The organism is Streptomyces sp. NPDC042201, from assembly GCF_055582185.1.
Window position 1 is genome coordinate 114287 of the sequence record NZ_JBVJDS010000009.1, and the last position, 23667, is coordinate 137953.

Genomic DNA, 23667 nt, shown 5'->3' on the forward strand with positions numbered 1-23667 from the left:
GCGGCACATGGCCAGGACGACGGACGGGAGCGGCACCCCCGTCCCCCAGCGACTGCTGGCCGCCGCCACCCGGCTCTTCGCCGAGCGCGGCTACGACCGCACCTCGGTCCAGGAGATCGTCGAGGCGGCGGGCGTCACCAAGGGCGCGCTCTACCACTACTTCGGCTCCAAGGAGGATCTCCTCCAGGAGGTCTACGCACGGGTCCTGCGGCTCCAGCAGGAGCGCCTCGACGCCTTCGCGGAGGCGGACGAGCCGGTGGAGCGGCGGCTGCGGGCCGCCGCGGCCGATGTCGTCGTCACGACGATCGAGAACCTGGACGACGCCTCGATCTTCTTCCGCTCGATGCACCATCTGAGCCCGGAGAAGAACAAGCAGGTACGGATGGAGCGGCGCCGCTACCACGAGCGGTTCCGCGCGCTGATCGAGGAGGGGCAGCGGAGCGGCGTCTTCTCCACCGCCACCCCGTCCGACCTGGTGGTGGACTACCACTTCGGCTCGGTCCACCATCTCTCCACGTGGTACCGCCCGGACGGCCCGCTCACCCCGCAGCAGGTGGCGGACCATCTCGCGGATCTGCTCCTACGGGCGCTGCGCCCCTAACGCCGGCTCAGCACTCGCCGCGCCAGGCCACCCTGGTGATCCTCACGCTGTCGAAGTCGATCCGGTACGCGCCGGGGCCCGGGTTGTAGTGGAGGCACCTGTTCCAGCTGCTGCCGTTGTACCTCCAGGAGAGCTGCACATGGTCGGCGCCGGGATGGCGGACACCGTTGTTGATGACGGAGCGGACGCCGGCCACACTGCCCGACCATCTGCCCGCGGCCTTCAGCAGCAGCCTGCCGGTCAGCCCCGGCCCGGAGTACGCGCAGAAATACTGCTTGGGACAGCCGGGCGGGCTGGGCTCGGCGGACGCGGCGGGCGCGGTGGCGATGACACCCGCGAACGCGGCGGACGCGGCCACGGCGGCAAAGAAACGCTTACGCATGGGTGATTCCCCAGAGCTCTGGTACTGCTTCGGTCAGGAGAGGGCACATGACGCTAACCAGGGGAGCCGCCCAGGCGGTGGCACGCAGGGCGATTGTCACCGTAAAGGCTTAAATGTACGGCGAGATGGCGCCACGCGGTGCGCCCGATGAGGTGCACCGGACGCCCCCGCGCGCGGCGGACCTCAGAGGTACTTCTTCAGCTCCCGCCGGGCCAGGGAGCGCTGATGCACCTCGTCGGGGCCGTCCGCCAGCCGCAGCGTCCGCGCCGCGGCCCACAGTTCGGCCAGCGGGAAGTCCTGGCTGACCCCGCCCGCGCCGTGCAGCTGGACGGCTCGGTCGATGATGTCGACGACCGCGCGCGGAGTGGCGATCTTGATGGACTGGATCTCCGTGTGCGCGCCGCGGTTGCCGACGGTGTCCATCAGCCAGGCCGTCTTCAGTACGAGGAGCCGCAGCTGTTCGACCGTCACCCGGGCGTCCGCGATCCAGTTCTGGACGACGCCCTGCTGGGCGATCGGCTTCCCGAAGGCCGTACGGGACACGGCCCGCCGGCACATCAGCTCGATCGCCCGCTCCGCCATCCCGATCAGCCGCATGCAGTGGTGGATACGGCCGGGGCCGAGCCGGGCCTGGGCGATGGCGAAGCCGCCGCCCTCCTCGCCGACCAGCTGGGAGGCGTCCACCCGGACGTCGTCGAAGACGACCTCGGCATGGCCGCCGTGGGAGTGGTCCTCGTAGCCGTACACCTGCATGGCGCGGCGGACCTCGACACCGGGGGTGTCGCGCGGGACCAGGATCATCGACTGCTGGCGGCGGATGTCCTCGCCGTCCGGATCGGTCTTGCCCATCACGATGAAGATCTTGCAGTCCGGGTTCATCGCCCCGGAGATGTACCACTTGCGGCCGTTGATGACGTAGTCGTCGCCGTCGCGCAGGATCCGCGTCTGGATGTTCGTCGCGTCCGAGGAGGCCACCTCGGGCTCCGTCATCGCGAACGCCGACCGGATCTCGCCCGCGAGCAGCGGCTCCAGCCACTGCTTCTGCTGCTCCTCGGAACCGAACTGGGCGAGCACTTCCATGTTGCCGGTGTCGGGCGCCGCGCAGTTCAGCGCGGTGGGGGCGAGCTGCGGGGAGCGGCCGGTGATCTCGGCGAGCGGCGCGTACTGGAGATTGGTCAGCCCGGCGCCGTACTCCGCGTCGGGGAGGAAGAGGTTCCACAGGCCCTGCCGACGCGCCTGCGCCTTCAGCTCCTCCACGACCGCCGGGGTGTCCCAGGGACTGTCCAGCCGCGACCGCTGCTCCCGCGCGACCTCCTCCGCCGGATACACATACTCGTCCATGAAGGCGAGCAGCTTCGTGCGCAGCTCTTCGGTGCGGGCGTCGAATGCGAAGTCCATGGGGTGTACTCAGCCTTCCTGGAGGGTGGTGAGGCCGTGCGTGATGAAGACGGGAACGAGATCGCCGATCCGGTCGAAGCCAGGTCCTACCGTCTGGCCGAGGGTGTAGCGGTAGTGGATGCCCTCCAGGATCACGGCGAGCTTGAACCAGGCGAACGCGGTGTACCAGGAGATGGCGGTGGTGTCCCGGCCGGAGCCCGCGGCGTACCGCTCGATCAGTTCGCCGGGCCCGGGGTGTCCCGCCGCCCCGGCCGTCGTGCTGATCGGGGAGCCCGTCAGCTCCAGCCGCGCGCTGTACATCACCAGCAGCCCCAGGTCCGTCAGCGGATCACCGAGCGTGGACATCTCCCAGTCGAGGACCGCCTTGATCTGGTCGTCCTCGCCGATCAGGACGTTGTCGAGCCGGTAGTCGCCGTGGATCACGGTGGGCGCGGGGGAGACGGGCAGCGAACGGCCCAGAGCCGCGTGCAGTTCGTCGATGCCCGCCAGTTCGCGGTTGCGGGAGGCGTCGAGCTGCTTGCCCCAGCGCCGCAGCTGCCGGTCGAGGAAGCCGTCCGGCCGGCCGAAGTCACCCAGACCGACCGCCCCGGCGTCGACGGCGTGCAGCTCGACGAGCGTGTCGACGAGCGCGAGGACGGCGGCGCGGGTGCGCTCGGGGCCGAGCGGGGCGAGCTGCTCGGCCGTACGGTACGGAGTGCCCGCCACGTACTCCATGACGTAGAAGGGCGCCCCGAGCACCGACTCGTCCTCGCACAGCAGCAGCGGCTCCGGCACCGGCACGGCCGTCGGGTGCAGCGCCTCGATCACCCGGTACTCACGCCTCATGTCGTGCGCGGTGGCCAGGACATGGCCCAGCGGGGGCCTGCGGACCACCCAGCGGTGGGCGCCGTCCGTGACGGTGTACGTCAGGTTCGACCGGCCGCCCTCGATCAGACGCGCGTCGAGCGGTCCGCTCACCAGGCCAGGACGCTCGCGGTCGAGATGGCCGCGCAGCTGCTCGGGATCGAGTCCTGGCGGTGGGGCTGGGCTCATCGTGCGTACCTCCGTGGGGCTCCGGGCGGCCGGCCCGGGCGGCCGGTGGCGGTCATACGGTCGCTCCACATGATGCCGACCAGTCGGTATGTAGTCCAGTGTCTGTCCGGCGCGGGTCCGGGCGGCCCCGCGACGACGCCTCAGGCGTGACAGGCCACGGGTACCCCGCCGTTCATCACGGCCATGTCGGTGAAGACGGCGACGGGGTCCAGCGGCGAGCCCTCCGGCTCCCCGTCCAGCTCGGCGTACGCGCGATGCAGATTGGCCACCAGCCGCTCGCTCTCGCGCAGCCGCGCGAACTCCCCGAGATCGGCCTGCCGCGCCGCCTCCAGCGGGGAAAGGCCCTTGGTGTGGCCCTCTTGGGCCAGCTCGGCGACGTACCGCAGATAGCTCTCCGTCGCGTCGTACGCCGACGGATCCGTGACCGGTCCGTGCCCCGGGACGACGACCGTCGCGTCCAGCGAGCGAAGCAGCTCCAGGGCGCGCAGCGATCCGCTCAGGGAGCCCATCGGCACGAACGGCGTACCGCCCTGGAAGATCAGATCGCCGGTGAAGACGATCCCCCGCTCGGGCAGATGCACGACCGAGTCGCCGATGGTGTGCGCCGGGCCCGGGTGGATCACCCGTACCTCGGTCTCACCCACCCACACGGTGAGCCGGTCGTTGTACGTCACCGTCGGCGCGGTGATCCGGATGTCGCCGAAGTCCGTCCCCGGCCACATCAGATGCAGCTGATGTCCCGCCGCGATCTGCTCACCGCGGCAGGAGTCATGGCCGATCACGACGGCCTCCGGCACGAACACGCCATTGCCGTAGGTGTGATCGCCGTGGTGGTGCGTATTGACGAGGGTGCGGGGGAGCGGGACGCCGGCCGTGAGGACCGCCTCGCGCAGCAGCCGCGCCCGTTGTTCGGTGGCCGCGGTGTCGACGAGGAGCGTCGACTCCCCGTCGCTGATGAATCCGGCGTTGTTCAGGCACCAGCCGCCGTCCGGCTGGACGTAGGCATACACGCCGGGGGCGAGTCGGACGGTGTAGGGATCGGTGGCAGGCATGGGGGATGCTCCAGGTCAGGGCCGGATGGTCGTCCTGAGCCTGCCAGTTGACGGCGCGGGAGCGAAAGCCGGGCCCGGCCCGGCGCGGCTCGTCCGCCGGTTCGGACCCTCGCTCAGGACCGCCGGTTCGGACCGCCGGTTCGGACCGCGTGGCCGGACCGCGTGGCCGGACCGCCGGGTCAGATCATCACGGTCACCGCGAACAGGGCCAGCAGGACGGTACAGGCCGCCGCCGCGAGCGCCCCGCGCGCCGGGAGCGGTGGCGGCCTGACCGCGCCCAGCGCCAGCACACGCCGGTGCGCCACGCCCAGAAAGCCCAGCCAGACGAGGGCGCTCAGCGCGGCGGCGACCAGCCCGGCCGCCGCGGCGCCGTCGTGGATCGCCTGCCGGACCGCGAGCACCGCCACGATCGTGCACGCGAGGGTCGTACGCCGCCAGGCCAGCCGGGTCCGCTCCGGCTGGAGCCCCGGATCCCGCTGGAGCCCCGGCTCCGGTCCCGGTTTCGCCCCTGGCCCCGCTCCGTCGTCCCGCTCCGGCGCGGCCATCAGCCCGCCCGGCCCAGTACCACGATGACCAGCATCGCCACCGCGACCGCCCCCACGGCGAGACTCAGCAGCGCCGGGAACCTGGACACGGGCAGATCCTCCCCGCGCCGCATCGCCCGCTCACAGCGCACCCAGTGATCGACCGCCCGCAGCGCGCACAGCGCCCCGGCCGCGAGCAGCGCCACCGCGAGACCGACCCGGACACCCCAGCGCAGATCCGGCAGGAACTGATCGACCGCGAAGCCGCCGCCGACGAGGGCGAGAGCGGTGCGGAGCCAGGCCAGGAAGGTGCGCTCATTGGCCAGGGAGAAGCGGTAATCGGGGGTCTCACCCTCCTCGCTGATGCGCTGCGGCGCGAACCACAGCCGCAGGCTCCGCACAAACTCGATCACCTCCCGCACCCTACGCGCGGAGCGCGCGCAGCCGCTCGTACGCCGCCAGGCCGTCCGGCGCCCACTCCCACCCGCCCGGGCCTGCGGCGAGCCGCCGCTCCAGCTCCGCCACCGGCAGGAAGGTGTGCCAGGCGACCTCCTCCGCCTGCGGGTTCACCGGCAGCTCGCAGCGGACCTCGTACACATGCGACCACCAGCTCCCCGCGCCGTCCGCGGACTCGTACAGGAACGGGAACAGCGGCACGGGACGGGGCAGCCCCGAGACCCCCAGCTCCTCCTCCGCCTCCCGCAGCGCCGCGTCGTCGTAGCTCTCGCCCGCGCCGACGACACCGCCCACGAACATGTCGTACAGCGAAGGGAAGACCAGCTTGACCGGGGTCCTGCGATGGACGAAGACCCGGTCCTGCGCGTCCCGCGCGAGCACGAAGACACAGCGGTGGCGCAGGCCCTTCGCGTACACCTCACCGCGCGGCGCCTGCCCGGTGACGTGGTCGTTCTCGTCGACGATGTCCAGGATTTCGTCTGCCGCTCTCATGGCGCCCATCCAATCAGTCCTCCCGGCGGCAATCAGCCCTCCCCGCGGCCCTTCCCGGCGCCGGACTGTTGACTCGTTACTCGCGCGTACGGAAGATCGGACCACCCACTCGCCCCGTGCAGCTCGCCCCGTGAAGGATGGACGCCATGGCGTACGACGCCGATGTGATCGTGATCGGGGCGGGCCTCGCCGGCCTGGTCGCCACCGCGGAGCTGGTCGACGCGGGCCGCTCCGTCCTCGTTCTCGACCAAGAGCCCGAGCAGTCGCTCGGCGGTCAGGCGCACTGGTCCTTCGGCGGGCTCTTCCTCGTGGACTCGCCCGAGCAGCGCAGGATGCGGATCAAGGACAGCCGGGAGCTGGCCCTCCAGGACTGGCACGGCGCGGCCGGCTTCGACCGCCGGGAGGACCACTGGCCGCGTGAGTGGGCCGCGGCGTACGTCGACTTCGCGGCGGGTGAGAAGCGCGCCTGGCTGCACCGGCAGGGCATGCGGTTCTTCCCGGTGGTGGGCTGGGCGGAGCGCGGCGGATACGACGCCACCGGCCACGGCAACTCCGTGCCGCGCTTCCACATCACCTGGGGCACCGGGCCCGGGGTTGTCGCGCCGTTCGAACGCCGGGTGCGCGACGGCGTCGCCAAGGGGCTTGTGACCTTCAAATTCCGCCACCGGGTCACCGGCCTCGGCACCTCCGCGGGCGCCGTGGACACCGTCACCGGCGAGATACTGGAGCCGAGCGACGCCGAGCGGGGCGCCGCGAGCAGCCGTACGGTCACCGGCGCCTTCGAGCTCAGGGCGCAGGCCGTGATCGTCACGTCCGGCGGCATCGGCGGCAATCACGACCTGGTCCGCGCCCAGTGGCCCGAGCGGCTCGGCACCCCGCCGCGCACCATGCTCTCCGGGGTGCCCGCGCATGTCGACGGTCTGATGCTCGGCATCACGGAAGCGGCGGGCGGCCACCACATCAACCGCGACCGGATGTGGCACTACACCGAGGGCATCGAGAACTGGAACCCCATCTGGGCCCGGCACGGCATCCGCATCCTGCCCGGCCCGTCCTCGCTCTGGCTGGACGCGCGCGGCCGGCGGCTGCCCGTACCGCTCTTCCCCGGCTTCGACACGCTCGGCACGCTGGAGCACATCATGCGTTCCGGCTATGACTACACCTGGTTCGTCCTGGACCAGCGCATCATCGGCAAGGAGTTCGCGCTCTCGGGGTCCGAGCAGAACCCCGATCTGACCGGCAAGTCGGTCCGCGACGTGCTCGGGCGGGCGCGCGCCGACATCCCGGGGCCGGTGAAGGCGTTCATGGACCACGGCGTCGACTTCGTGGTCGAGAAGGACCTCGGCGCGCTCGTACGCGGAATGAACGCGCTCACCGAGCAGCCGCTGATCGACGAGGCCGCGCTGCGCCGCGACATCACCGCGCGCGACCGGGAGATCGCCAACCCCTTCACCAAGGACCTCCAGATCACCGCGATCCGGGGAGCCCGGAAGTACCTGGGCGACAAGCTGATCCGTACGGCCGCCCCGCACCGCATCCTCGACCCCGGGGCAGGCCCGCTGATCGCCGTACGGCTGAACATCCTCACCCGCAAGTCGCTCGGCGGCCTGGAGACCGACCTGTCCTCCCGGGTCCTCACCGAGGCCGGCGACCCCCTGCCCGGCGTCTACGCGGCGGGCGAGGCGGCCGGATTCGGCGGCGGCGGCGTGCACGGCTACCGCTCCCTGGAAGGCACCTTTCTCGGCGGCTGCATCTTCTCGGGCCGCACGGCCGGCCGGGCCGCGGCCCAGGCGGTCGGCTGACCGAAAGGGGCCCCATCCGGGCTCCGAGCTGGGACGGAGCGGTCGCGGGCGGGATCGCGGGGGGCCGGGGGACGAATCAACCGTACGGTTCCCGGGGACAGTTGGTTCATCTCGCACCAAGTCAACTCTTGACGGGAAGCCTTGCCTACCGGTTTGCTGTGCGCGATCATCGCTCGTTTATGTGTCCTGGAGGAACCAGCGGATGTCCCCGCCTCCGCCACCCCTGGGCCGCTCCCGAAGACGGGGCTCACGCTCCGATCAGTTCTTCGATCCGGCCCTTGATGACGCCGAACTCGGTTCGGTACGAGACCAACTGGCCCAGGGCCGCTGGTCCGAGGCCCGTACCCTGCTCGCCGGCACCGGCGACGACTGGGACCGCAGAGGCCATCGTGTCGTCGTCCTCGCCCAGGCCTCCGGCGCCCTCGCCTGGACCCGCGACTGGCTGCTCGCCGAGCCCGAGAGCCCCGACGCGGTCACCCTCCTCGCCTGCGCCACCGTCATCGGCGCACTGCGCGGCAAGGAACGCGAACAGGGGGCCCGGGACGCCTGCCGCGAGGCCATCCGGCGGGCCCCCGCCGATCCCACGCCCTGGCTCGCGCTGCTGCTCCTGGCCAGGACGCTCGGCACCGAGGAAGAGACCTCGCAGCTCTTCGACGAGGTCAGGACCCGGCACGCGGATCACCACCACGCCCATCACCTGATGGCCGCCCGGCTCGCGGAACGGCACGCCGACGCGGGTCAGGACCCCCTCCACGAGGTCTACGACTTCGCCGCCTGGGCCGCCGAACAGGCCCCCGCCGACTCGCCGCTCGCGATCCTCCCCGTGGTCGCCCACGCCGAGCGCTACCGGGTCCTCGCCGCGGCGGGCCGGGAGCCCGCGGATCCGGCCGCCTCCGCCCACTGGACCGGGCGCCGCGCCCGACAGGTGCTCAAGGGCGCCTTCGACTGGTGGCTGGAGTGGGAGAGCGAGGACCATCCCCGCAGCCGCGTCGACCTCAACTTCCTGGCCCACGCGCAGTTCCACGACGGCCGGATCGCCGAGGCCGCCGCGCTGTTCCAGCGCATCGGTCCGCACCTCACCCCAGCTCCCTGGTCGTACCCCGACCGGGATCCGCACCAAGCGTTCACCGCCGCGCGCAATGCCGCGCTCGGCTCCGCCTGAGCGACTCGTCCACCGATGCGCGCCACCGATTCGCACCATCGACGCGCTCAATCGATTCCCGAAAGGACACCCCTGTCATGTCGACGGGCAGTTCGAGTACGAGCGAGATCAATACTTACAAGGGGCAGGAGCGGGCGCTGCGCGCGGGCCGCCTCGGCACCCTGGGCCTGCTGCTGTCCGTGCTCGCCGCGAGCGCGCCGATGCTGGTCGTCGCCGGCGTCATGCCCACCATCTTCGGGGTCATGGGCATCGTCGGTCAGCCGCTGCTGTACGTCATCATCGGCGTCGTCCTGGTGCTGTTCAGCTTCGGGTACGCAGAGATGAGCCGCCACATCCACAACGCCGGCGCGTTCTACGCGTATATAGCCCGTGGTCTCGGTCCCACCGCGGGCGCCGGCGCCTCGCTCGTCGCCCTTGTCGCGTACAGCGCGATGCAGGTCGGCATCTACGGCATCCTCGGCTTCGAGGTCTCCGGCCTCTTCGCCACCTACCTCGACATCACCGTCGCCTGGTGGGTGTTCGCCCTCGCCGCCGCCCTGATCGTCGGTCTGCTCGGCTGGCTGAAGATCGACCTCAACGCCAAGGTGCTCGGCGTCCTGCTGCTCATCGAGTGCGCCCTTGTCGTGATCTTCGACTTCGCCGCCGTCGCTGACCCGGGCAGCGAGGGCCTCTCCCTGGCGGCGTTCAACCCCGACACCCTGACGGGCGCGGGCCTGGGCACCGCGCTCTGCTTCTGTATCGCCGCCTTCGTCGGCTTCGAGCAGGCGCCGGTCTACGCCGAGGAGACCAGCCGTCCCCACGTCGTCGTCTCCCGCGTCATGTTCCTGGCCGTCGGCTACGCCGCCCTGTTCCTGGCCTTCAGCGCCTGGGCCATGAGCGTCGCCGCCGGTCCCGGCTCCATCGTCGCCGCCGCGAGCGAGCAGGGTCCTGGACTGCTCTTCGGACTCACCGAGAGCCGTCTCGGCGCCACCTTCACCGACGTACTGCACGTGCTGTTCGTGACCGGTATGTTCGCCGCGCTCCTCAGCTTCCACAACGTCGTCGCCCGCTACGCCTTCGCGATGGGACGTGAGGGGCTGCTGCCCGCCGCGTTCGGCCGGACGAACAAGTCCAGCGGTGCGCCCGCCTCCGGTTCCGTCCTCCAGTCCCTGGTCTCCGTCGCCGTCATCGTCGCCTTCGCCGTGACCGACGACAAGCCCACCGGCGACCCGACGGCGCCGGTGCTGCACCTCTTCACCTGGATGGGCAATGTCGGCGCGCTCGGCGTCATCGTGCTGATGGCGGCGGCCGCCTTCGCCGTCATCGCCTTCTTCGTACGGCGCGGGGCCGGGGGCGCGCAGGCGCCGCGCCTGATCGCCTCGGGACTGGCGGGTGTCGCGCTGGTGGTCATCGCCGTCTACACCGTCAAGGACTTCGATGTCCTCGTCGGCGCGGGCCCCGGCTCCGCGCTCAGCTGGGTGCTGCCCGGGATCATTGGCCTCGCACTGGTCGGCGGGCTGGTGTACGGACTGGTCCTGCGGTCCGTCAAGCCCGAGGTGCACGCCCGCATCGGACTCGGCAACGAGGCCTTCCAGCTGGAGAAGGCCGCCGAGTCGGAGACGGCGAGGGTCTGACGGCCACCACCGGACCTGACGAAAGTCTGACGAACACCCGCGACCGCTGGCTTCCGGAGGCCGCGGGTGTTCGAATCGGTGTGTGAACCGACAACAGAGTGAGCCCGAGGGCACGCCCGTCGGGCGGCGTCTGATGCTCTCCATGCTCGGCCTGGGCGCCGCCGGACTCGTCACGGCGCCCTATCTCCAGCGCGGCCTCGAAGCGTTCCTCGGCTCGGCCGCCGACAAGGACCCGACCGGACTGACCGGACTGCTGCCCAACGGCGGCGGCTTCCGCTACTACTCGGTCACGTCCTCCGTCCCCCGCAAGGGCCCGGACACCTACCGGCTGAAGATCGACGGCCTGGTCGACCGGCCCGCCACGTACACCCTGGACGCGCTGCGTAAGCTGCCGCAGACCCGGATCGTCCGCGATGTCCAGTGCGTCACCGGCTGGCGCGTCCCGGACACCCCGTTCGAAGGCGTGCGGCTCTCAAGGCTTCTCGACGCCGCCGGGGTACGCCCCGAGGCCAGGGCCGTCCGCTTCACCTGCTTCGACGGCACGTACACCGAGAGCCTGACACTCCCGCAGGCACGCCGCGCCGATGTGCTGGTGGCACTGAACATGCAGGACAAGCCGATCGGGCACGCGCACGGCGGCCCGGCCCGGCTCTATGTGGCGCCGATGTACTTCTACAAGTCGGCGAAATGGCTCTCCGGGATCTCCGTCACCTCCGACGTCCGGCCCGGTTACTGGGAGGAGCTCGGCTATGACGTCGACGCCTGGGTCGGCCGGTCCAACGGCCGCGACGACACCCCCACCGTCCGAGAGCCCGTCTGAGCCGGCCGGGCGGGTACGGCGCTTCAGCCGCGCCGAGCGCTGGATCCACCGCACCACCGGCGCGCTGATGCTGGTGTGCGTGGCGACGGCGGCCGCTCTGTACGTGCCCCAGCTCGCCGAGCTCGTCGGCCGCCGCCATCTCGTCGTCACCGTCCACGAGTGGTCGGGGCTGCTGCTGCCCGTGCCCGTCGTTCTCGGCCTCGGCTCCCGCGCCTTCCGCGCCGATCTGAGCCGGCTGAACCGCTTCCTGCCGTACGACAGGGAGTGGCTGCGCGCGGTACGGCGGCGCGACGCCCGGCCGGGCTCCCGGCCGGCCGGAAAGTTCAACGCGGGGCAGAAGATCTACGCGGCCTGGATCGCGGGCGCCGTGCTGGTGATGCTCGGTACGGGCCTGCTCATGTGGTTCACCGGGTTCGCCCCGATCCTGTGGCGTACGAGCGCCACCTTCGTCCACGACTGGCTGGCCCTGGCCATCGGCGTCGTGCTCATCGGGCACATCGGGATGGCGTACGGCGACCCGCAGGCCCGGCGCGGGATGCGCACCGGATCGGTGGAACGCGCGTGGGCGGAGCGGGAGCACCCCCACTGGAAAGAGGAGTGACCCGCCCCGCCCCGGCCGGCGCGGTGGCCGGCGTTACAACACCAGCGAGAGCAGCAGGACGAAGCCGAGTCCGACCACGGAGATGATCGTCTCCATCACCGACCAGGTCTTGAGCGTCTGGCCGACGCTCATCCCGAAGTACTCCTTCACCAGCCAGAACCCGGCGTCGTTCACATGGCTGAAGAAGAGCGAGCCCGCACCGATCGCCAGCACCAGCAGCGCGGTGTGCGTGCTGGACATGTCCGCGGCGAGCGGCGCCACCAGACCGGCGGCGGAGATGGTCGCCACGGTCGCCGAGCCGGTGGCCAGCCGGATCGCGACGGCGATCAGCCAGGCCAGCAGCAGCGCCGGGATCGACCAGTCCTTGGAGATGTCCAGGATCATCTGGCCCACCCCGGCGTCGATCAGCGTCTGCTTGAAGCCGCCGCCCGCGGCGACGATCAGGAGCACGCCCGCGATCGGGGCGAGGGACTTCTCGACGGTCGCGGAGATGCGGCCCTTGCTGAAGCCGGCCGCGCGGCCCAGGGTGAAGATCCCGACGAGCACGGCGGCGAGCAGGGCGATCAGCGGCGAGCCGATCACGTCGGTCACCCGCTGGACGGGGTTCTCCGGGTCGTCGACGACGATGTCCACGAGCGCCTTGGCCAGCATCAGGACGACGGGGAGCAGCACCGTCGAGATGGTGGCGCCGAAGCTCGGACGGGTCTGAAGATCCTCGGACGGGCGCTGCGGCACCATCCGCTCGGGCGCCGGGATGTCCACCCAGCGCGCGGCGTACTTGGAGAAGAGCGGCCCCGCGATGATCACGGTCGGAATGGCGACCACCACACCCAGCGCCAGCGTGAGGCCCAGGTTGGCGCCGATGGCGTCGATCGCGACCAGCGGACCGGGGTGCGGCGGGATCAGGCCGTGCATCACGGAGAGTCCGGCCAGGGCCGGGATACCGATGCGCATCAGGGAGTAGTTGCCGCGCTTGGCGACCAGCAGCACCACCGGGATCAGCAGCACGATGCCGACCTCGAAGAAGAGCGGCAGCCCGATGACCGAGGCGATCAGCACCATCGCCCAGGGCATGGCCCGTCCGCTCGCCTTCGCGAGGATGGTGTCGACGATCTGGTCGGCTCCGCCGGAGTCGGCGAGCAGCTTGCCCAGGATCGCGCCGAGCGCGATCAGCACGCCCACCCCCGCGACGGTGGAGCCGAGACCGGTCGAGAAGCTGACGATGACCTTGTCCAGCGGGGCGCCCGCGAAGGCGCCGAGCGCCAGCGAGCCGATGGTCAGCGCCAGAAAGGCGTGGAGCTTGAAGACACTGATGAGGACGACGATGACGGCTATGCCGGCGAGGACGGCTATGCCCAGCTGCGCGTTGCCCGCCGAGGTGATCGGTTCGACGGCGTCCGCTGCCAGCGTCTCGACACTGAGACTGCTCACGGGGAATTCCTTCAGCTCTTGAGCCGGCGCAGCGCGGCGACGGCCCGGTCGGTGATTTCTTCGGGGGTACCGGACACATCGACGGCCACGCCCGCTTCGTCGTCCGCCAGGTTCTCCAGGGCGGCGTACTGCGAGTCCAGCAGCGCGGTGGGCATGAAGTGCCCCTTGCGCTCCGCCATCCGCTGCTCGATGAGCGGCCGGTCGCCGGTGAGATGGAGGAAGACGGCGTCGGGCGCGGCGGCCCGCAGCCGGTCACGGTAGGCGCGCTTGAGCGCGGAACTGCTCACCACACCGCCGAGCCCGGCCCTGCCGTGCGCCCAGGTACCGATCGCGTCCAGCCAGGGCCATCGGTCCGCGTCACCCAAGGGGGTGCCGGCGGACATCTTCGCGATGTTCTCCGGCGGGTGGAAGTCGTCGCCCTCGGCGTACGGAACGCCCAGCGCGGCGGCGAGCAGGGGCCCGACCGTGGTCTTGCCGGTGCCTGCCACGCCCATCACCACGACGACGTGGGGGGTGCTCATCTCGTGCCTCGCTGTCTTCGTCGACCTCGGTCCGTCGCGCTACTGAAACCTATTAGGTACGACATATTCAAGAGCCTGTGATGTAAACGTCGTACTTTTTAGCCGAGGGGTGCGCCCCGTAGGCTTGCCCCCATGACCACAGAAGGCCGGGGCCTGCATACCCGTGTGCTGGACACCCTCGGTCTCGCCATCACCGCGGGCGAGTATCCGCAGGGGAGCGTGGTCCGCACCGACGAGGTGGCCCAGCGCTTCGACGTCTCGCGCACCGTCGTCCGCGAGGTGGTCCGCGTCCTCGAATCGATGCACCTGGTGGAGTCCCGGCGCCGGGTGGGCGTGACCGTACGCCCCACCGAGGAGTGGAACGTCTACGATCCGCGGGTCATCCGCTGGCGCCTCGCCGGCACCGACCGGCCCCGCCAGCTGCGGTCGCTGACCGTGCTGCGGTCCGCGGTCGAACCGGTCGCCGCCGGTCTCGCCGCCCGCCACGCCACGCCCGAGCAGTGCGCCGCTCTCACCGAGCAGGCGCTCGGGATGGTCGCCACCTCACGGGGCCGCCGGCTGGAGGAGTATCTCGTCCATGACATCGCCTTCCACCGGGTGGTGCTCAACGCCTCGGGCAACGAGATGTTCGCCAGGCTCGGCGATGTGGTCGCCGAGGTCCTCACCGGCCGTACGCACCATCAGGTGATGTTCGACGACCCGGATCCGGCCGCCGTCACCCTGCATGTGGGCGTCGCGGAGGCCGTCCGGGAGGGCGACGCGGTCCGGGCCGAGGAACTGACCAGGGAGATCGCCGTCGGCGCCCTCCAGGAACTGGACGTCCTGGCCCCCTGACGAGCGCCGATGTCCGCCCGCGCGTACCGCCGGCACGCCTCAGGCACGGGATAGTGGGGGACGGACGAACCGTTCGAGGTGTGAGGAAAGGCAGGTCCTGGCATGGCGCAGCAGGTGCAAGGGGTCATCGCCCCCGGCAAGAACGAGCCGGTGCGGGTCGAGACGATCGTCGTACCCGACCCCGGCCCCGGCGAGGCCGTGGTGAAGGTGCAGGCGTGCGGCGTCTGCCACACCGATCTGCACTACAAGCAGGGCGCGATCAACGACGAGTTCCCCTTCCTCCTCGGCCATGAGGCCGCGGGCGTGGTGGAGTCGGTCGGCGACGGCGTCACCGAGGTCGCCCCCGGCGACTTCGTCATTCTCAACTGGCGTGCCGTGTGCGGCAGTTGCCGGGCCTGCCGGCGCGGGCGGCCCCAGTACTGCTTCAACACCCACAACGCCGCGCAGAAGATGACCCTGACCGACGGTACGGAACTCTCCCCGGCGCTCGGCATCGGAGCCTTCGCCGAGAAGACCCTCGTCGCGGCGGGACAGTGCACCAAGGTCGACCCCACCGTCTCACCGGCCGTCGCCGGGCTGCTCGGCTGCGGAGTGATGGCCGGCATCGGCGCCGCGATCAACACCGGCCAGGTCAGCCGCGGCGACTCCGTCGCGGTCATCGGCTGCGGCGGCGTCGGAGACGCGGCCGTCGTCGGCGCGCGCCTGGCCGGCGCGGCCCGGATCATCGCCGTCGACATCGACGACCGCAAGCTGGAGACGGCGAAGTCGATGGGCGCCACCCACACCGTCAACTCCCGCTCCACTGACCCCGTCGAGGCGATCCGCGAGCTGACCGGAGGGTTCGGCGCGGATGTCGTCATCGAGGCGGTCGGCCGCCCGGAGACGTACGAACAGGCCTTCTACGGCCGCGACCTGGCCGGGACCGTCGTCCTCGTCGGCGTCCCCACCCCCGAGATGAAGCTCGAACTGCCGCTGCTCGACGTCTTCGGCCGCGGCGGCTCCCTCAAGTCCTCCTGGTACGGCGACTGTCTGCCGTCCCGCGACTTTCCGATGCTCATCGACCTCCACCAGCAGGGCCGGATCGACCTGGCCGCCTTCGTCACCGAGACCATCGGCCTCGGCGACGTGGAGAAGGCCTTCGCCCGGATGCACGAAGGCGATGTCCTGCGTTCGGTGGTGGTGCTGTGATGACCGCCCGTATCGACCATCTGGTCACCTCCGGCACCTTCTCGCTCGACGGCGGCACCTGGGAAGTCGACAACAACGTCTGGATCATCGGCGACGACATCGAGGCGATCGTCATCGACGCCGCCCATGACGCCGTCGCCATCGAGGCGGCGCTGCACGGCCGTACGCTGCGCGCCATCGTCTGCACCCACGCGCACAACGACCACATCGACGCCGCCCCGGCGCTGGCCGCCTCGACCGGCGCGCCGGTGCTGCTGCACCCGGACGACCTGCCGCTCTGGAAGCAGACCTACCCCGAGCAGATCCCGGACGGCGAGCTGGCCGACGGCGACACGCTCACCGTCGCGGGCACCACGCTGACCGTGCTCCACACCCCCGGGCACGCACCGGGCGCGGTCTGCCTGTACGCCCCCGAGCTGTCCACGGTCTTCACCGGCGACACGCTCTTCCAGGGCGGTCCCGGCGCCACCGGGCGGTCGTTCTCGTACTTCCCGACGATCATCGACTCGATCCGCGACCGGCTGCTCGGCCTGCCTCCGGAGACCGTGGTGCGGACGGGCCACGGCGACCCGACCACCATCGGCGACGAGGCACCGCATCTGGAGGAGTGGATTCAGCGGGGCCACTGAGAGAGCCGCAGCCGGCTCTCGAAGCGGTACGGCTCGCCCGTCACCGGATCGGTGAACTCCAGGACCCTCGCGAGGAGTTGCAGGGGCCTGGAGTAGTCGGCCGGTCCGGCGGGTGAGGGCTCCTCGACGACCGGGTAGACAGGGTCGTTCAGGATCGGCAGCCCCAGGCTGTTCATATGGACCCGCAGCTGATGGGTACGGCCGGTGGCCGGCAGCAGCCGGTACCGGCCGTACCCGCCCCGGTGCTCCAGCAGTTCGATCCGGCTCTCGCTGTTCGGCTCGCCCGGCACCTCCCGGGCGGCCAGCACCCCGCGCTCCTTCTCGATCCGGCTGCGCACCGTGACCGGCAGGGCCACACCGGGATCGTACGGCGCCACCGCCTCGTACTCCTTGCGCACCAGCCGGTCCCGGAACAGCGTCTGATACGCACCCCGGTCCCCGGCCCGTACGACAAAGAGCGCGAGGCCCGCCGTCAGCCGGTCGAGACGGTGCGCGGGCTGCAGCTCGGCCAGACCGAGATCACGGCGCAGCCGGGCGAGGGCGGTCTCGGTGATATGCCGCCCGCGCGGGGTGGTGGCGAGGAAGTGCGGCTTGTCGGCGACGACGATCCGCTCGTCGCGGTGCACGATCCCGATCCCGAAGGGCACCCGCTCCTCGGCGGCGAAGTCCCGGTGGAACCAGAGGTAGCGCCCGGCGGTGTACGGCTCCGCGGGCCCGGCCGGTCCGTCCGCCCCGACGAAGCGCCCCTCCCGGAACATCGCGTCGACCCGCTCGGCGCCGATGGCCTCGCCGAACCGCGCGATCAGATGGTCCCGCACGGTCGGCCAGGCGCCGGCGGGATCCGGGGGCAGCCGCAGCCGCACCGGGTCGATGCCGTCCCGCTGGGGCAGCGGCGAGGGCGGCGGGGGTCTGTGTCTGCGTCCCACGGGTTTTCGCGTCTTTCCTGGCTCACGGAGCATCAGCCCCGGCTCATGAACATCAGCCACGGCTCACGAAGCATCAGCCCCGGTCACGGTCCATCAGCGCCGCGAGTGTACCGGCCGGTCACCCTCGGTGGTGACGAGGCCCGTGTCCCGCCGGCCGGGCCGGAATCCGCCATTCGGCCCCCGGCCGACAGCACGGGCCGGGATGAGACCGGTTCCGTTCCCCGCCACCCGCATGATGGGCGGGTGATCAGTGTCCTGTTCGCCGTCCTGACCGCGATCAGCAACGGCTCCGCCTCGGTGCTCCAGCGCCGCGCCGCGTCCACCGTCCCCGACACCAAGGCGATGCACCTCTCGCTGATCGGGCAACTGCTGCGGCAGAAGGTGTGGCTGGCCGGGATCGGCCTGGTGATCGTGGCCGCGGTGTGCCAGGCGGTGGCGCTCGCCACCGGTCCGATCGCCGTGGTCCAGCCGATCTTCGTCATCGAGCTGCCGTCGACCCTGCTGATCGCCGGGTATGTCTTCCGGTCCCGGCTGCCCCGCTCCGCCTGGTTCGGTGTCGCCGCGGTGACCTGCGGGCTGGCCCTGGGCCTGGCCAGTGCCGCGCCGAACGGGGGCAGCGAGCGGGTGGCGGGCGCGGCCTGGATCCCGGCGCTCATCTTCACCGGGATCTTCGAGGCCGTACTGATCATCTGGTCGATGCGGCTGCACGGCAACGCGCGAGCCGCCTGTCTCGGGCTCGCGGCCGCCTGCGGATACGCCCTGACCGCCGCGCTGATGAAGGACGCCGTGGCCCGGCTCGACGACGGCGGCGGGGCGGTCGCGCTCTTCACCTCCTGGCAGCTCTACGCCACCGCTGTCGCCGGGGTGGGGGCGCTGTTCCTGCTGCAGAACGCGCTCCAGGCGGGCTCGCTCGTCGCTTCTCAGCCGATGCTCACCCTCGGCGATGCGCTCATCAGCATCACCTACGGCGTGACGCTGTTCGGCGAGACCCTGCGCACCGGCTGGTGGCTGCTGCCCGAGCTCGTCGCCATCGCCCTGATCACCGCGGGCTGTCTGGAACTGGCCCGCTCCCCGCTGGCGAGCGGCGGCCCGCCACCCACCTCCCGCGTCCGCTGAGGGAGCGCGGGAGCAGCGTGGCGTACCGCATCCGAACCGGTAACTGAGCATGGGCCGGACGGAGTTGGGAAGAAGCCTCTCCGCACACGCCCGGCGCCGCGTCGCACCGGGCGTCCTTTCACGGAGAGAGGGTTCGATGAAACTGGCTCTGGTGTCGGGGGACGGGCTTCCGGTGAGCGGACTGCTCACCATCTTCCGGAATGTGGTCGAAGCGGAACTCGGTTCCGGGCAGCTCGAGTTGCCCGTCGCCGCGGATCTCGGGTACTCGTGGCGGCCCGACAAGGAACACTTCTTCCCCGGCGGACGCCCGGACAGCGGCTATCCGGAGTGGATGTCGGTCAGTGACGTCGTGCCGGTGGACCTGGAGCGAGCCGAGCTCATGCGCCAACTCACCGACATCCGGGCCGGGGTGGCGCGCGCCGACTCCCTGGACGACACGGAGCGGGCGGAGTTGCGCCGCGCGGTGGAGTCGCTCGCGGGGCCTTACGAGGAGTACTTCACCCGCTGGTTCGACGAGCAGGACATCGACTGGGTGTGCGCGGTCAACATGACGCTTTCCGACGCCGTGCCGGTGACCCTCGGCCTGCACCGGGCGGCGGCGAAGCGCTGGTCCGACGGACGGCCGGGCGGCGTCCTCTTCTGGGACCACGACCTGTTCGGCAGCTGCGCGATATTCGAGGACGGCGTACGTCTCTACCCCGTGGAGCCGAACGAGTTCACGCCCGTCCCCGGCTCCCATCCGTGCCACCGCTGGGCCGTTGTCTCGCCGGCGCTCGCCCAAGAGGTCAGCGGCTATCCGTCGCCCCTCACGGCGGCCATCCTTCCCAACGTCCTGCCGACCGTGGAGAGCGGTCAGCTCCAGGACCGCCACACGGAGTTCCTCGCGCAGCGGGGACTCGACCCGCGCCGTCCGCTGCTGCTCGTGCCGGTGCGGATGTTCCGGGTCAAGGGCGTGGAGATATCCGTCGCGCTCTTCGCCGAGATCAAGAAGATCTGTGAGAGCCGCAGCACCCCCGCGCCGTATCTGGTGGCCTTCGGCAGCCTCGACGAGGATCCGCCGTACGCACGCGAGGTGCTCTCGCTGGCCCAGGAACTGGGTGTGCAGAAGGACATCGTCTTCCTGGACGGTGTCCCGCTGGCCAGCCACCGGGACACGGCCGGGCAGTGGCGTCTTGACGAGGTGGACCTGCTGCGGCTCTGCCGCTCCGGCGGGGGCGCGGTGCTCTTCACCCCCAACACCGCGGATGTGGAGAGTGTCGGGCTCGGCCCCGCGCTGGCCGCCGTCGCCGGGGTGCCGTGCGCGGTCACCGCGTACACCTGCTTCGAGGATTTCTACGGCACCGAGAGCGGCTGCGTCGTCATCAAGGGCCAGGAGCAGCGGTATCTGGCGGCGGCGGCGCAGGAGCTCCAGGACCTCATGGACCGTAACGCCGACGCCGATCCGTCGGCGGTGCGGAGCCTCGACCGGGACCGGGAACACGTGCTGCGGTCGTTCGATCCGCAGCCATGGCGTGCCCACTTCGCCGCCATGGCACGGGAGGTGACACCGCGTTGAGCGCGGGAGACGTCCGCGGCGCCGTACCGGACGCGGCCCCCGGAATCCGGGAACTGTCCCTCACGGAACAGGCCGCGCGGGAATGCGCGGCCGTGCTCGACGCCGTGGGCGAGGAGTTCGACGCCGCCGACGATCCGCTCTTCCTGCGGAAGGCGGGCGACTTCGCGTCGCGGCTGCCGGCCGGGGTACGGGACGCCGTCCAGGAGCTGCGGTACGCGGAGTCGGTGGCCGCCCTGGTGATCCGCGGCGGACCGGTGCGCGGCGCGGACGGTCCGACCCCGGCCCACTGGAAGGAACGCGACCCCGCCGCCACGGTCCGTCAGGACTTCTGGCTCGCTCTGGTCACCGCCCGGTTGGGCGACCCCATCGGCTGGTCCAGCCTGCAGGACGGCCGGCTGTTCAACGACATGCTGCCGATCGAGGGCGAGGAGCTCCAGCAGACCGGCCACAGCAGCGAGGCCGACCTCGAACTGCACATAGAGGACTGCTTCAGCGACGAGCGGTGCGACGCGCTCGCCCTGCTCTGCCTCAGGAACCACGACCGGGTACCCAGCAGCCTGGTCACCACCGCGGCCCTGGATCTCGGCCGGCTGGACGTCGACACGCTGTTCTCGCCCCGGTTCCTGATCACGCCCGACGCCGAGCACCTGCGCAGGACGGGCGATACCCCGGAGTCGGCGGCACGGCTGCGCCCGGTGATGTTCGGCTCCCGGCACGCGCCGTACCTGCGGGTCGACCTCCCGTACACGCGAGCCAGGCCGGGGGACGAACGGGCGGCGCGGGCTCTTGAGAAGCTGGCCGAGCAGCTGGGCCGCGGCGCCACGACGGTGAACCTGGACGAGGGCGACCTGCTGCTGGTGGACAACTACCGCGCTCTGCACGGACGCGGCACCTTCCAGCCCCGCTACGACGGCACCGACCGCTGGATGCGCCGGCTCACCGTCGTACGGGATCTCCGGCGCAGCCGGGGCCTGCGCGGCGGCGCCGACGACCGGGTGATCGACCCCTTCGCCCCGCTCATGGCGTGAGCCTCCGCCTGGGGTGAGTACGGGGCGCAGCGTACGGGGCGCCGGCGAGCGGATCGCCGGCGCCCCTTCGGTGCTCCCAGGTCAGCCCGGGGGAGGCCGGCCGGGGGGAGGCCGGCCCGGGGGAGGCCGGCCCCTGAGCGGGACGGTCAGTCGAGGTGGATCTCGGGCTGGTAGAGGTCGATCCAGTGATACAGATCCAGCACCCGTTCGAGGCCGCGCCGGTCGCCGCTGGGCATAGTGACATCCCTCGCGACGGCATCGGTCAGCCAAGTCCGGTCGATCATGGTGAACACCGCGTGGCCGTCGTCGGCGAGCACCTCCTTCGCCTGCTGCTGCAGGGCCGCCCCGTACCCCGGGTCCTGGGTGGACGGATAGGGGCTCTTCAGCCGGCCCCGCACCGACTCCGGCAGCACATGCGCGGTGGCGTGCCGCAGCAGGCTCTTCTCCCGGCCGTCGAAGCTCTTCAGCGACCACGGGGTGTTGTACACGTACTCGACCAGCCGGTGGTCGCAGAACGGCACCCGCACCTCGAGTCCGACCGCCATCGACACCCGGTCCTTGCGGTCCAGCAGCATCCGGACGAACCGGCTCAGGTGCAGATTGCCGATCGTGCGCATCCGCCGCTCGTGGGCGCTGGCCCCGGCCAGGTGCTCGACCCCCGCCACCGCGGTCGCGTACTGGTCGGCGACGTAGGTGTCGAGATCGAGGGCGCGGCGCAGGTCCGGATGGAGCGGCGCCGACCGGTCGCCGCTCATCGGGCTCCGGAAGGCGAGCCAGGGGAACGTATCGGCGTTGACCGCGACGGGGTCGTGGAACCACCGGTACCCGCCGAACACCTCGTCCGCGGACTCCCCGGACAGCGCCACCGTCGACTCCGCCCTGATGGCCTTGAACAGCAGATACAGCGAGGTGTCCGTCTCGCCGAAGCCGACCGGCATGTCCCGTGCGGTGATCACCGCACGGCGCAGCTCGGGGTTGGTCAGCTCGTGCGGGCTGAGTGTCACGAACCGGTGGTCGGAACCGACCAGTTCCACGACGTCGCGGATGTAGGGCGTGTCCGCGCTGTCCCAGTTGGCGTCGGCCTGGAAGGTCTCCTCCCGGTTGGCGAAGTCCACCGAGAACGTGCGCAGTCGCTCACCCTGCTCGGCCAGGCGGGCCGCGGCGAGGCCGGTGACCGCGCTGGAGTCCAGTCCGCCGGAGAGCAGCACGCACTGCGGTACGTCGGCGACGAGCTGACGGCGCACGATGTCGGTCATCAGCTCACCGACCCTGGCCACCGTCGTCTCCCGGTCGTCCGTGTGCTCCCTGGCGTCCAGCTTCCAGTAGGCGCGGCTGCGGATGCCTCGTGCGTCGACGGTGACGACGGTGGCCGGCTCGACCTCGTACATGTCCTTCCACAGGGCCCAGCCCGGTGTCATGGTGAACCCGATCAGCTCCCGCAGGCCCGCGGTGTCGACCGCCTTGCGGGCCAACGGGTTGGCCAGGATCGCCTTCGGCTCGGAGCCGAACAGCACGCCGTCGCGGGTCGGGTAGTAGTAGAGCGGTTTGACGCCCAGCCGGTCGCGGATCAGCACGAGCTTGTTCTCCCGCTCGTCCCAGATCGCGAGCGCGAACATGCCGTTGAGGTGATCGGCCAGGCTCTCGCCCCACTCCAGGTAGCCGAGCAGCACGACCTCGGTGTCGCTGGCCGTCCGGAAGCGGTGCCCCTTGCGCTCCAGCTCAGCGCGCAGCTCGGTGAAGTTGTACACCTCGCCCGTGTAGACCATGGCGACCGTGCCGCCCGGCGTCCGTACCTCCATCGGCTGCCTGCCGCCCGCGAGGTCGATGACCGCCAGGCGCCGATGGCCCAGGCCCACGTGCGGCCGGACCCAGGTGCCCGAGTCGTCCGGGCCCCGGCAGGCCATGGTGCCCGTCATCGCGTCCAGGACATCGCGGCGCTTGGTGAGATCGGAGTCGTAGGCGACCCAGCCGGCAATACCACACATAAGGAGTCACTCCTGGTCGCAGGATGATCGTGCGGGAACGGGGATCCGAAAAGCGGAGCATTCACGGCGATGTCGGCCATCGGTGAGCCTCTCGAGGTGTGGGGAATGAAATGCGTCCGAAAAGCGGCAGCAGTTCCCACCTGGGCTGCGTGAATTCTTTTATCAGGTCCCCAGGTGGCTGTCCAGGGTCGGATTGGTGAACGGCGCCCGTGATCAACGCGTGTCCAACCGGGGAAAGATGTCAGTTGGACGGTTCGGTACGGCGGTATTCCTGACCCTCATATGCGGCGCATTGCCCTGGGAGGTCCCTGCCGCGCCGCCGGGGGCTCCGGCCGGAAAACGAATGTTTTCGACCGGGCCTAGAGCGAAAGTCGAGCGGAACTGGATTCCGGCCCGATCCCCGCAGCGCCGCGGATCCCGGTGGTGCGGCGGGGCCGGCGGCGCTTCCGGCGGAGCCCGTGCTGCGGTGCACCGTCTGCGTCATTTGTGATATTGACGCTTTCGGCATTCACTCCCTAC

23 protein-coding genes are annotated in these 23667 nt (G+C 71.0%); 12 read left to right on the forward strand and 11 right to left on the reverse strand.

Features of this window, described 5'->3' with window-relative positions; genetic code table 11:
- The first annotated feature begins 7 nt into the window (after positions 1-7).
- Complete coding sequence (locus ACZ6MZ_RS22525) at positions 8-601, forward strand: TetR/AcrR family transcriptional regulator (RefSeq protein ID WP_384333998.1); 594 nt, start codon at positions 8-10, stop codon at positions 599-601.
- Between the two features lie 7 nt (positions 602-608).
- On the opposite strand, the gene ACZ6MZ_RS22530 is transcribed toward ACZ6MZ_RS22525, so the two are convergent.
- From ACZ6MZ_RS22530 to ACZ6MZ_RS22560, 7 genes are all read right to left on the reverse strand, one after another.
- Complete coding sequence (locus ACZ6MZ_RS22530; RefSeq protein ID WP_384182935.1) at positions 609-983, reverse strand: peptidase inhibitor family I36 protein; 375 nt, start codon at positions 981-983, stop codon at positions 609-611.
- A 183-nt stretch (positions 984-1166) separates the two neighbouring features.
- Positions 1167-2381 (reverse strand): acyl-CoA dehydrogenase family protein, encoded by a 1215-nt coding sequence (locus ACZ6MZ_RS22535; protein WP_469353869.1) that lies wholly within the window; start codon positions 2379-2381, stop codon positions 1167-1169.
- A gap of 9 nt (positions 2382-2390) precedes the next feature.
- Entirely contained in the window at positions 2391-3413 is a 1023-nt protein-coding gene (locus ACZ6MZ_RS22540; RefSeq protein WP_469353870.1) for a phosphotransferase family protein, read from the reverse strand.
- Positions 3414-3553: 140 nt separating this feature from the next.
- Positions 3554-4465 carry an MBL fold metallo-hydrolase gene (locus ACZ6MZ_RS22545; protein WP_469353872.1) on the reverse strand — a complete coding sequence of 304 codons (912 nt, stop codon included), beginning with the start codon at positions 4463-4465 and terminating at the stop codon, positions 3554-3556.
- 179 nt (positions 4466-4644) lie between these two features.
- Entirely contained in the window at positions 4645-5010 is a 366-nt protein-coding gene (locus ACZ6MZ_RS22550) for a DUF202 domain-containing protein (RefSeq protein ID WP_469353874.1), read from the reverse strand.
- The gene (locus ACZ6MZ_RS22555; protein ID WP_389791675.1) at positions 5010-5402 is read right to left on the reverse strand and encodes a YidH family protein; all 393 of its coding nucleotides are present in this window, start codon (positions 5400-5402) and stop codon (positions 5010-5012) included. The genes ACZ6MZ_RS22550 and ACZ6MZ_RS22555 overlap by 1 nt, the downstream gene beginning before the upstream one ends.
- A gap of 10 nt (positions 5403-5412) precedes the next feature.
- Positions 5413-5937: an NUDIX hydrolase gene (locus tag ACZ6MZ_RS22560; protein ID WP_384182953.1), complete on the reverse strand. Its 525-nt coding sequence runs from the start codon at positions 5935-5937 to the stop codon at positions 5413-5415.
- A gap of 146 nt (positions 5938-6083) precedes the next feature.
- Between ACZ6MZ_RS22560 and ACZ6MZ_RS22565 the strand changes: the two genes are divergently transcribed.
- The 5 genes from ACZ6MZ_RS22565 to ACZ6MZ_RS22585 all read left to right on the forward strand — a co-directional run bounded on the left by ACZ6MZ_RS22565 (position 6084) and on the right by ACZ6MZ_RS22585 (position 11935).
- Positions 6084-7739 carry an FAD-binding dehydrogenase gene (locus ACZ6MZ_RS22565; RefSeq protein WP_469353875.1) on the forward strand — a complete coding sequence of 552 codons (1656 nt, stop codon included), beginning with the start codon at positions 6084-6086 and terminating at the stop codon, positions 7737-7739.
- Positions 7740-7941: 202 nt separating this feature from the next.
- Complete coding sequence (locus tag ACZ6MZ_RS22570; protein ID WP_389791681.1) at positions 7942-8901, forward strand: hypothetical protein; 960 nt, start codon at positions 7942-7944, stop codon at positions 8899-8901.
- A gap of 77 nt (positions 8902-8978) precedes the next feature.
- A complete protein-coding gene (locus tag ACZ6MZ_RS22575) occupies positions 8979-10514 on the forward strand; it encodes an APC family permease (protein WP_469353877.1) in 1536 nt (511 codons plus the stop codon).
- Positions 10515-10647: 133 nt separating this feature from the next.
- A complete protein-coding gene (locus ACZ6MZ_RS22580) occupies positions 10648-11334 on the forward strand; it encodes a molybdopterin-dependent oxidoreductase (RefSeq protein ID WP_469354079.1) in 687 nt (228 codons plus the stop codon).
- On the forward strand, positions 11264-11935 hold the full coding sequence (locus ACZ6MZ_RS22585; RefSeq protein WP_469353879.1) for a cytochrome b/b6 domain-containing protein: 672 nt from the start codon (positions 11264-11266) through the stop codon (positions 11933-11935). The genes ACZ6MZ_RS22580 and ACZ6MZ_RS22585 overlap by 71 nt, the downstream gene beginning before the upstream one ends.
- 33 nt (positions 11936-11968) lie before the next feature.
- On the opposite strand, the gene ACZ6MZ_RS22590 is transcribed toward ACZ6MZ_RS22585, so the two are convergent.
- Positions 11969-13366, reverse strand: a complete 1398-nt coding sequence (locus ACZ6MZ_RS22590) for a GntT/GntP/DsdX family permease (protein WP_389677306.1) — start codon at positions 13364-13366, stop codon at positions 11969-11971.
- A gap of 11 nt (positions 13367-13377) precedes the next feature.
- Complete coding sequence (locus ACZ6MZ_RS22595; protein WP_469353881.1) at positions 13378-13887, reverse strand: gluconokinase; 510 nt, start codon at positions 13885-13887, stop codon at positions 13378-13380.
- A gap of 132 nt (positions 13888-14019) precedes the next feature.
- On the opposite strand from ACZ6MZ_RS22595, the gene ACZ6MZ_RS22600 reads away from it, so the two are divergent.
- The 3 genes from ACZ6MZ_RS22600 (at position 14020) to ACZ6MZ_RS22610 (ending at position 16538) form a co-directional block, all read left to right on the forward strand.
- On the forward strand, positions 14020-14721 hold the full coding sequence (locus tag ACZ6MZ_RS22600; RefSeq protein ID WP_389791689.1) for a FadR/GntR family transcriptional regulator: 702 nt from the start codon (positions 14020-14022) through the stop codon (positions 14719-14721).
- Positions 14722-14823: 102 nt separating this feature from the next.
- On the forward strand, positions 14824-15909 hold the full coding sequence (locus tag ACZ6MZ_RS22605) for an S-(hydroxymethyl)mycothiol dehydrogenase (RefSeq protein WP_469353883.1): 1086 nt from the start codon (positions 14824-14826) through the stop codon (positions 15907-15909).
- Positions 15909-16538 (forward strand): MBL fold metallo-hydrolase, encoded by a 630-nt coding sequence (locus tag ACZ6MZ_RS22610; RefSeq protein WP_469353885.1) that lies wholly within the window; start codon positions 15909-15911, stop codon positions 16536-16538. The genes ACZ6MZ_RS22605 and ACZ6MZ_RS22610 overlap by 1 nt, the downstream gene beginning before the upstream one ends.
- Here the strand turns inward: ACZ6MZ_RS22610 and ACZ6MZ_RS22615 are convergent.
- Entirely contained in the window at positions 16523-17497 is a 975-nt protein-coding gene (locus tag ACZ6MZ_RS22615; protein ID WP_469354081.1) for an RluA family pseudouridine synthase, read from the reverse strand. The genes ACZ6MZ_RS22610 and ACZ6MZ_RS22615 overlap by 16 nt on opposite strands.
- 210 nt (positions 17498-17707) lie before the next feature.
- On the opposite strand from ACZ6MZ_RS22615, the gene ACZ6MZ_RS22620 reads away from it, so the two are divergent.
- From ACZ6MZ_RS22620 to ACZ6MZ_RS22630, 3 genes are all read left to right on the forward strand, one after another.
- Positions 17708-18580, forward strand: a complete 873-nt coding sequence (locus ACZ6MZ_RS22620) for a DMT family transporter (RefSeq protein WP_469353887.1) — start codon at positions 17708-17710, stop codon at positions 18578-18580.
- A 136-nt stretch (positions 18581-18716) separates the two neighbouring features.
- A complete protein-coding gene (locus tag ACZ6MZ_RS22625) occupies positions 18717-20135 on the forward strand; it encodes a glycosyltransferase family protein (protein WP_469353889.1) in 1419 nt (472 codons plus the stop codon).
- Positions 20132-21163, forward strand: a complete 1032-nt coding sequence (locus tag ACZ6MZ_RS22630) for a TauD/TfdA family dioxygenase (protein WP_469353890.1) — start codon at positions 20132-20134, stop codon at positions 21161-21163. Before ACZ6MZ_RS22625 ends, ACZ6MZ_RS22630 begins: the two co-directional genes overlap by 4 nt.
- Before the next feature lie 146 nt (positions 21164-21309).
- Here ACZ6MZ_RS22630 and asnB read toward each other — a convergent pair whose 3' ends face one another.
- Positions 21310-23148: an asparagine synthase (glutamine-hydrolyzing) gene (gene asnB, locus ACZ6MZ_RS22635; protein WP_469353892.1), complete on the reverse strand. Its 1839-nt coding sequence runs from the start codon at positions 23146-23148 to the stop codon at positions 21310-21312.
- Positions 23149-23667 lie beyond the last annotated feature (519 nt).

What these genes read in the sequence shown, in the direction of transcription:
- ACZ6MZ_RS22540 (WP_469353870.1), bottom strand. Translation starts at nt 3,413, where the DNA reads ATGAGCCCAGCCCCACCGCCAGGACTCGATCCCGAGCAGCTGCGCGGC.
- ACZ6MZ_RS22560 (WP_384182953.1), bottom strand. Translation starts at nt 5,937, where the DNA reads ATGAGAGCGGCAGACGAAATCCTGGACATCGTCGACGAGAACGACCAC.
- ACZ6MZ_RS22535 (WP_469353869.1), bottom strand. Translation starts at nt 2,381, where the DNA reads ATGGACTTCGCATTCGACGCCCGCACCGAAGAGCTGCGCACGAAGCTG.
- ACZ6MZ_RS22615 (WP_469354081.1), bottom strand. Translation starts at nt 17,497, where the DNA reads ATGCTCCGTGAGCCAGGAAAGACGCGAAAACCCGTGGGACGCAGACAC.
- asnB (WP_469353892.1), bottom strand. Translation starts at nt 23,148, where the DNA reads ATGTGTGGTATTGCCGGCTGGGTCGCCTACGACTCCGATCTCACCAAG.
- ACZ6MZ_RS22545 (WP_469353872.1), bottom strand. Translation starts at nt 4,465, where the DNA reads ATGCCTGCCACCGATCCCTACACCGTCCGACTCGCCCCCGGCGTGTAT.
- ACZ6MZ_RS22610 (WP_469353885.1), top strand. Translation starts at nt 15,909, where the DNA reads ATGACCGCCCGTATCGACCATCTGGTCACCTCCGGCACCTTCTCGCTC.
- ACZ6MZ_RS22595 (WP_469353881.1), bottom strand. Translation starts at nt 13,887, where the DNA reads ATGAGCACCCCCCACGTCGTCGTGGTGATGGGCGTGGCAGGCACCGGC.
- ACZ6MZ_RS22530 (WP_384182935.1), bottom strand. Translation starts at nt 983, where the DNA reads ATGCGTAAGCGTTTCTTTGCCGCCGTGGCCGCGTCCGCCGCGTTCGCG.
- ACZ6MZ_RS22575 (WP_469353877.1), top strand. Translation starts at nt 8,979, where the DNA reads ATGTCGACGGGCAGTTCGAGTACGAGCGAGATCAATACTTACAAGGGG.
- ACZ6MZ_RS22600 (WP_389791689.1), top strand. Translation starts at nt 14,020, where the DNA reads ATGACCACAGAAGGCCGGGGCCTGCATACCCGTGTGCTGGACACCCTC.
- ACZ6MZ_RS22525 (WP_384333998.1), top strand. Translation starts at nt 8, where the DNA reads ATGGCCAGGACGACGGACGGGAGCGGCACCCCCGTCCCCCAGCGACTG.
- ACZ6MZ_RS22605 (WP_469353883.1), top strand. Translation starts at nt 14,824, where the DNA reads ATGGCGCAGCAGGTGCAAGGGGTCATCGCCCCCGGCAAGAACGAGCCG.
- ACZ6MZ_RS22550 (WP_469353874.1), bottom strand. Translation starts at nt 5,010, where the DNA reads ATGGCCGCGCCGGAGCGGGACGACGGAGCGGGGCCAGGGGCGAAACCG.
- ACZ6MZ_RS22570 (WP_389791681.1), top strand. Translation starts at nt 7,942, where the DNA reads ATGTCCCCGCCTCCGCCACCCCTGGGCCGCTCCCGAAGACGGGGCTCA.
- ACZ6MZ_RS22580 (WP_469354079.1), top strand. Translation starts at nt 10,648, where the DNA reads ATGCTCTCCATGCTCGGCCTGGGCGCCGCCGGACTCGTCACGGCGCCC.
- ACZ6MZ_RS22585 (WP_469353879.1), top strand. Translation starts at nt 11,264, where the DNA reads ATGACGTCGACGCCTGGGTCGGCCGGTCCAACGGCCGCGACGACACCC.
- ACZ6MZ_RS22625 (WP_469353889.1), top strand. Translation starts at nt 18,717, where the DNA reads ATGAAACTGGCTCTGGTGTCGGGGGACGGGCTTCCGGTGAGCGGACTG.
- ACZ6MZ_RS22565 (WP_469353875.1), top strand. Translation starts at nt 6,084, where the DNA reads ATGGCGTACGACGCCGATGTGATCGTGATCGGGGCGGGCCTCGCCGGC.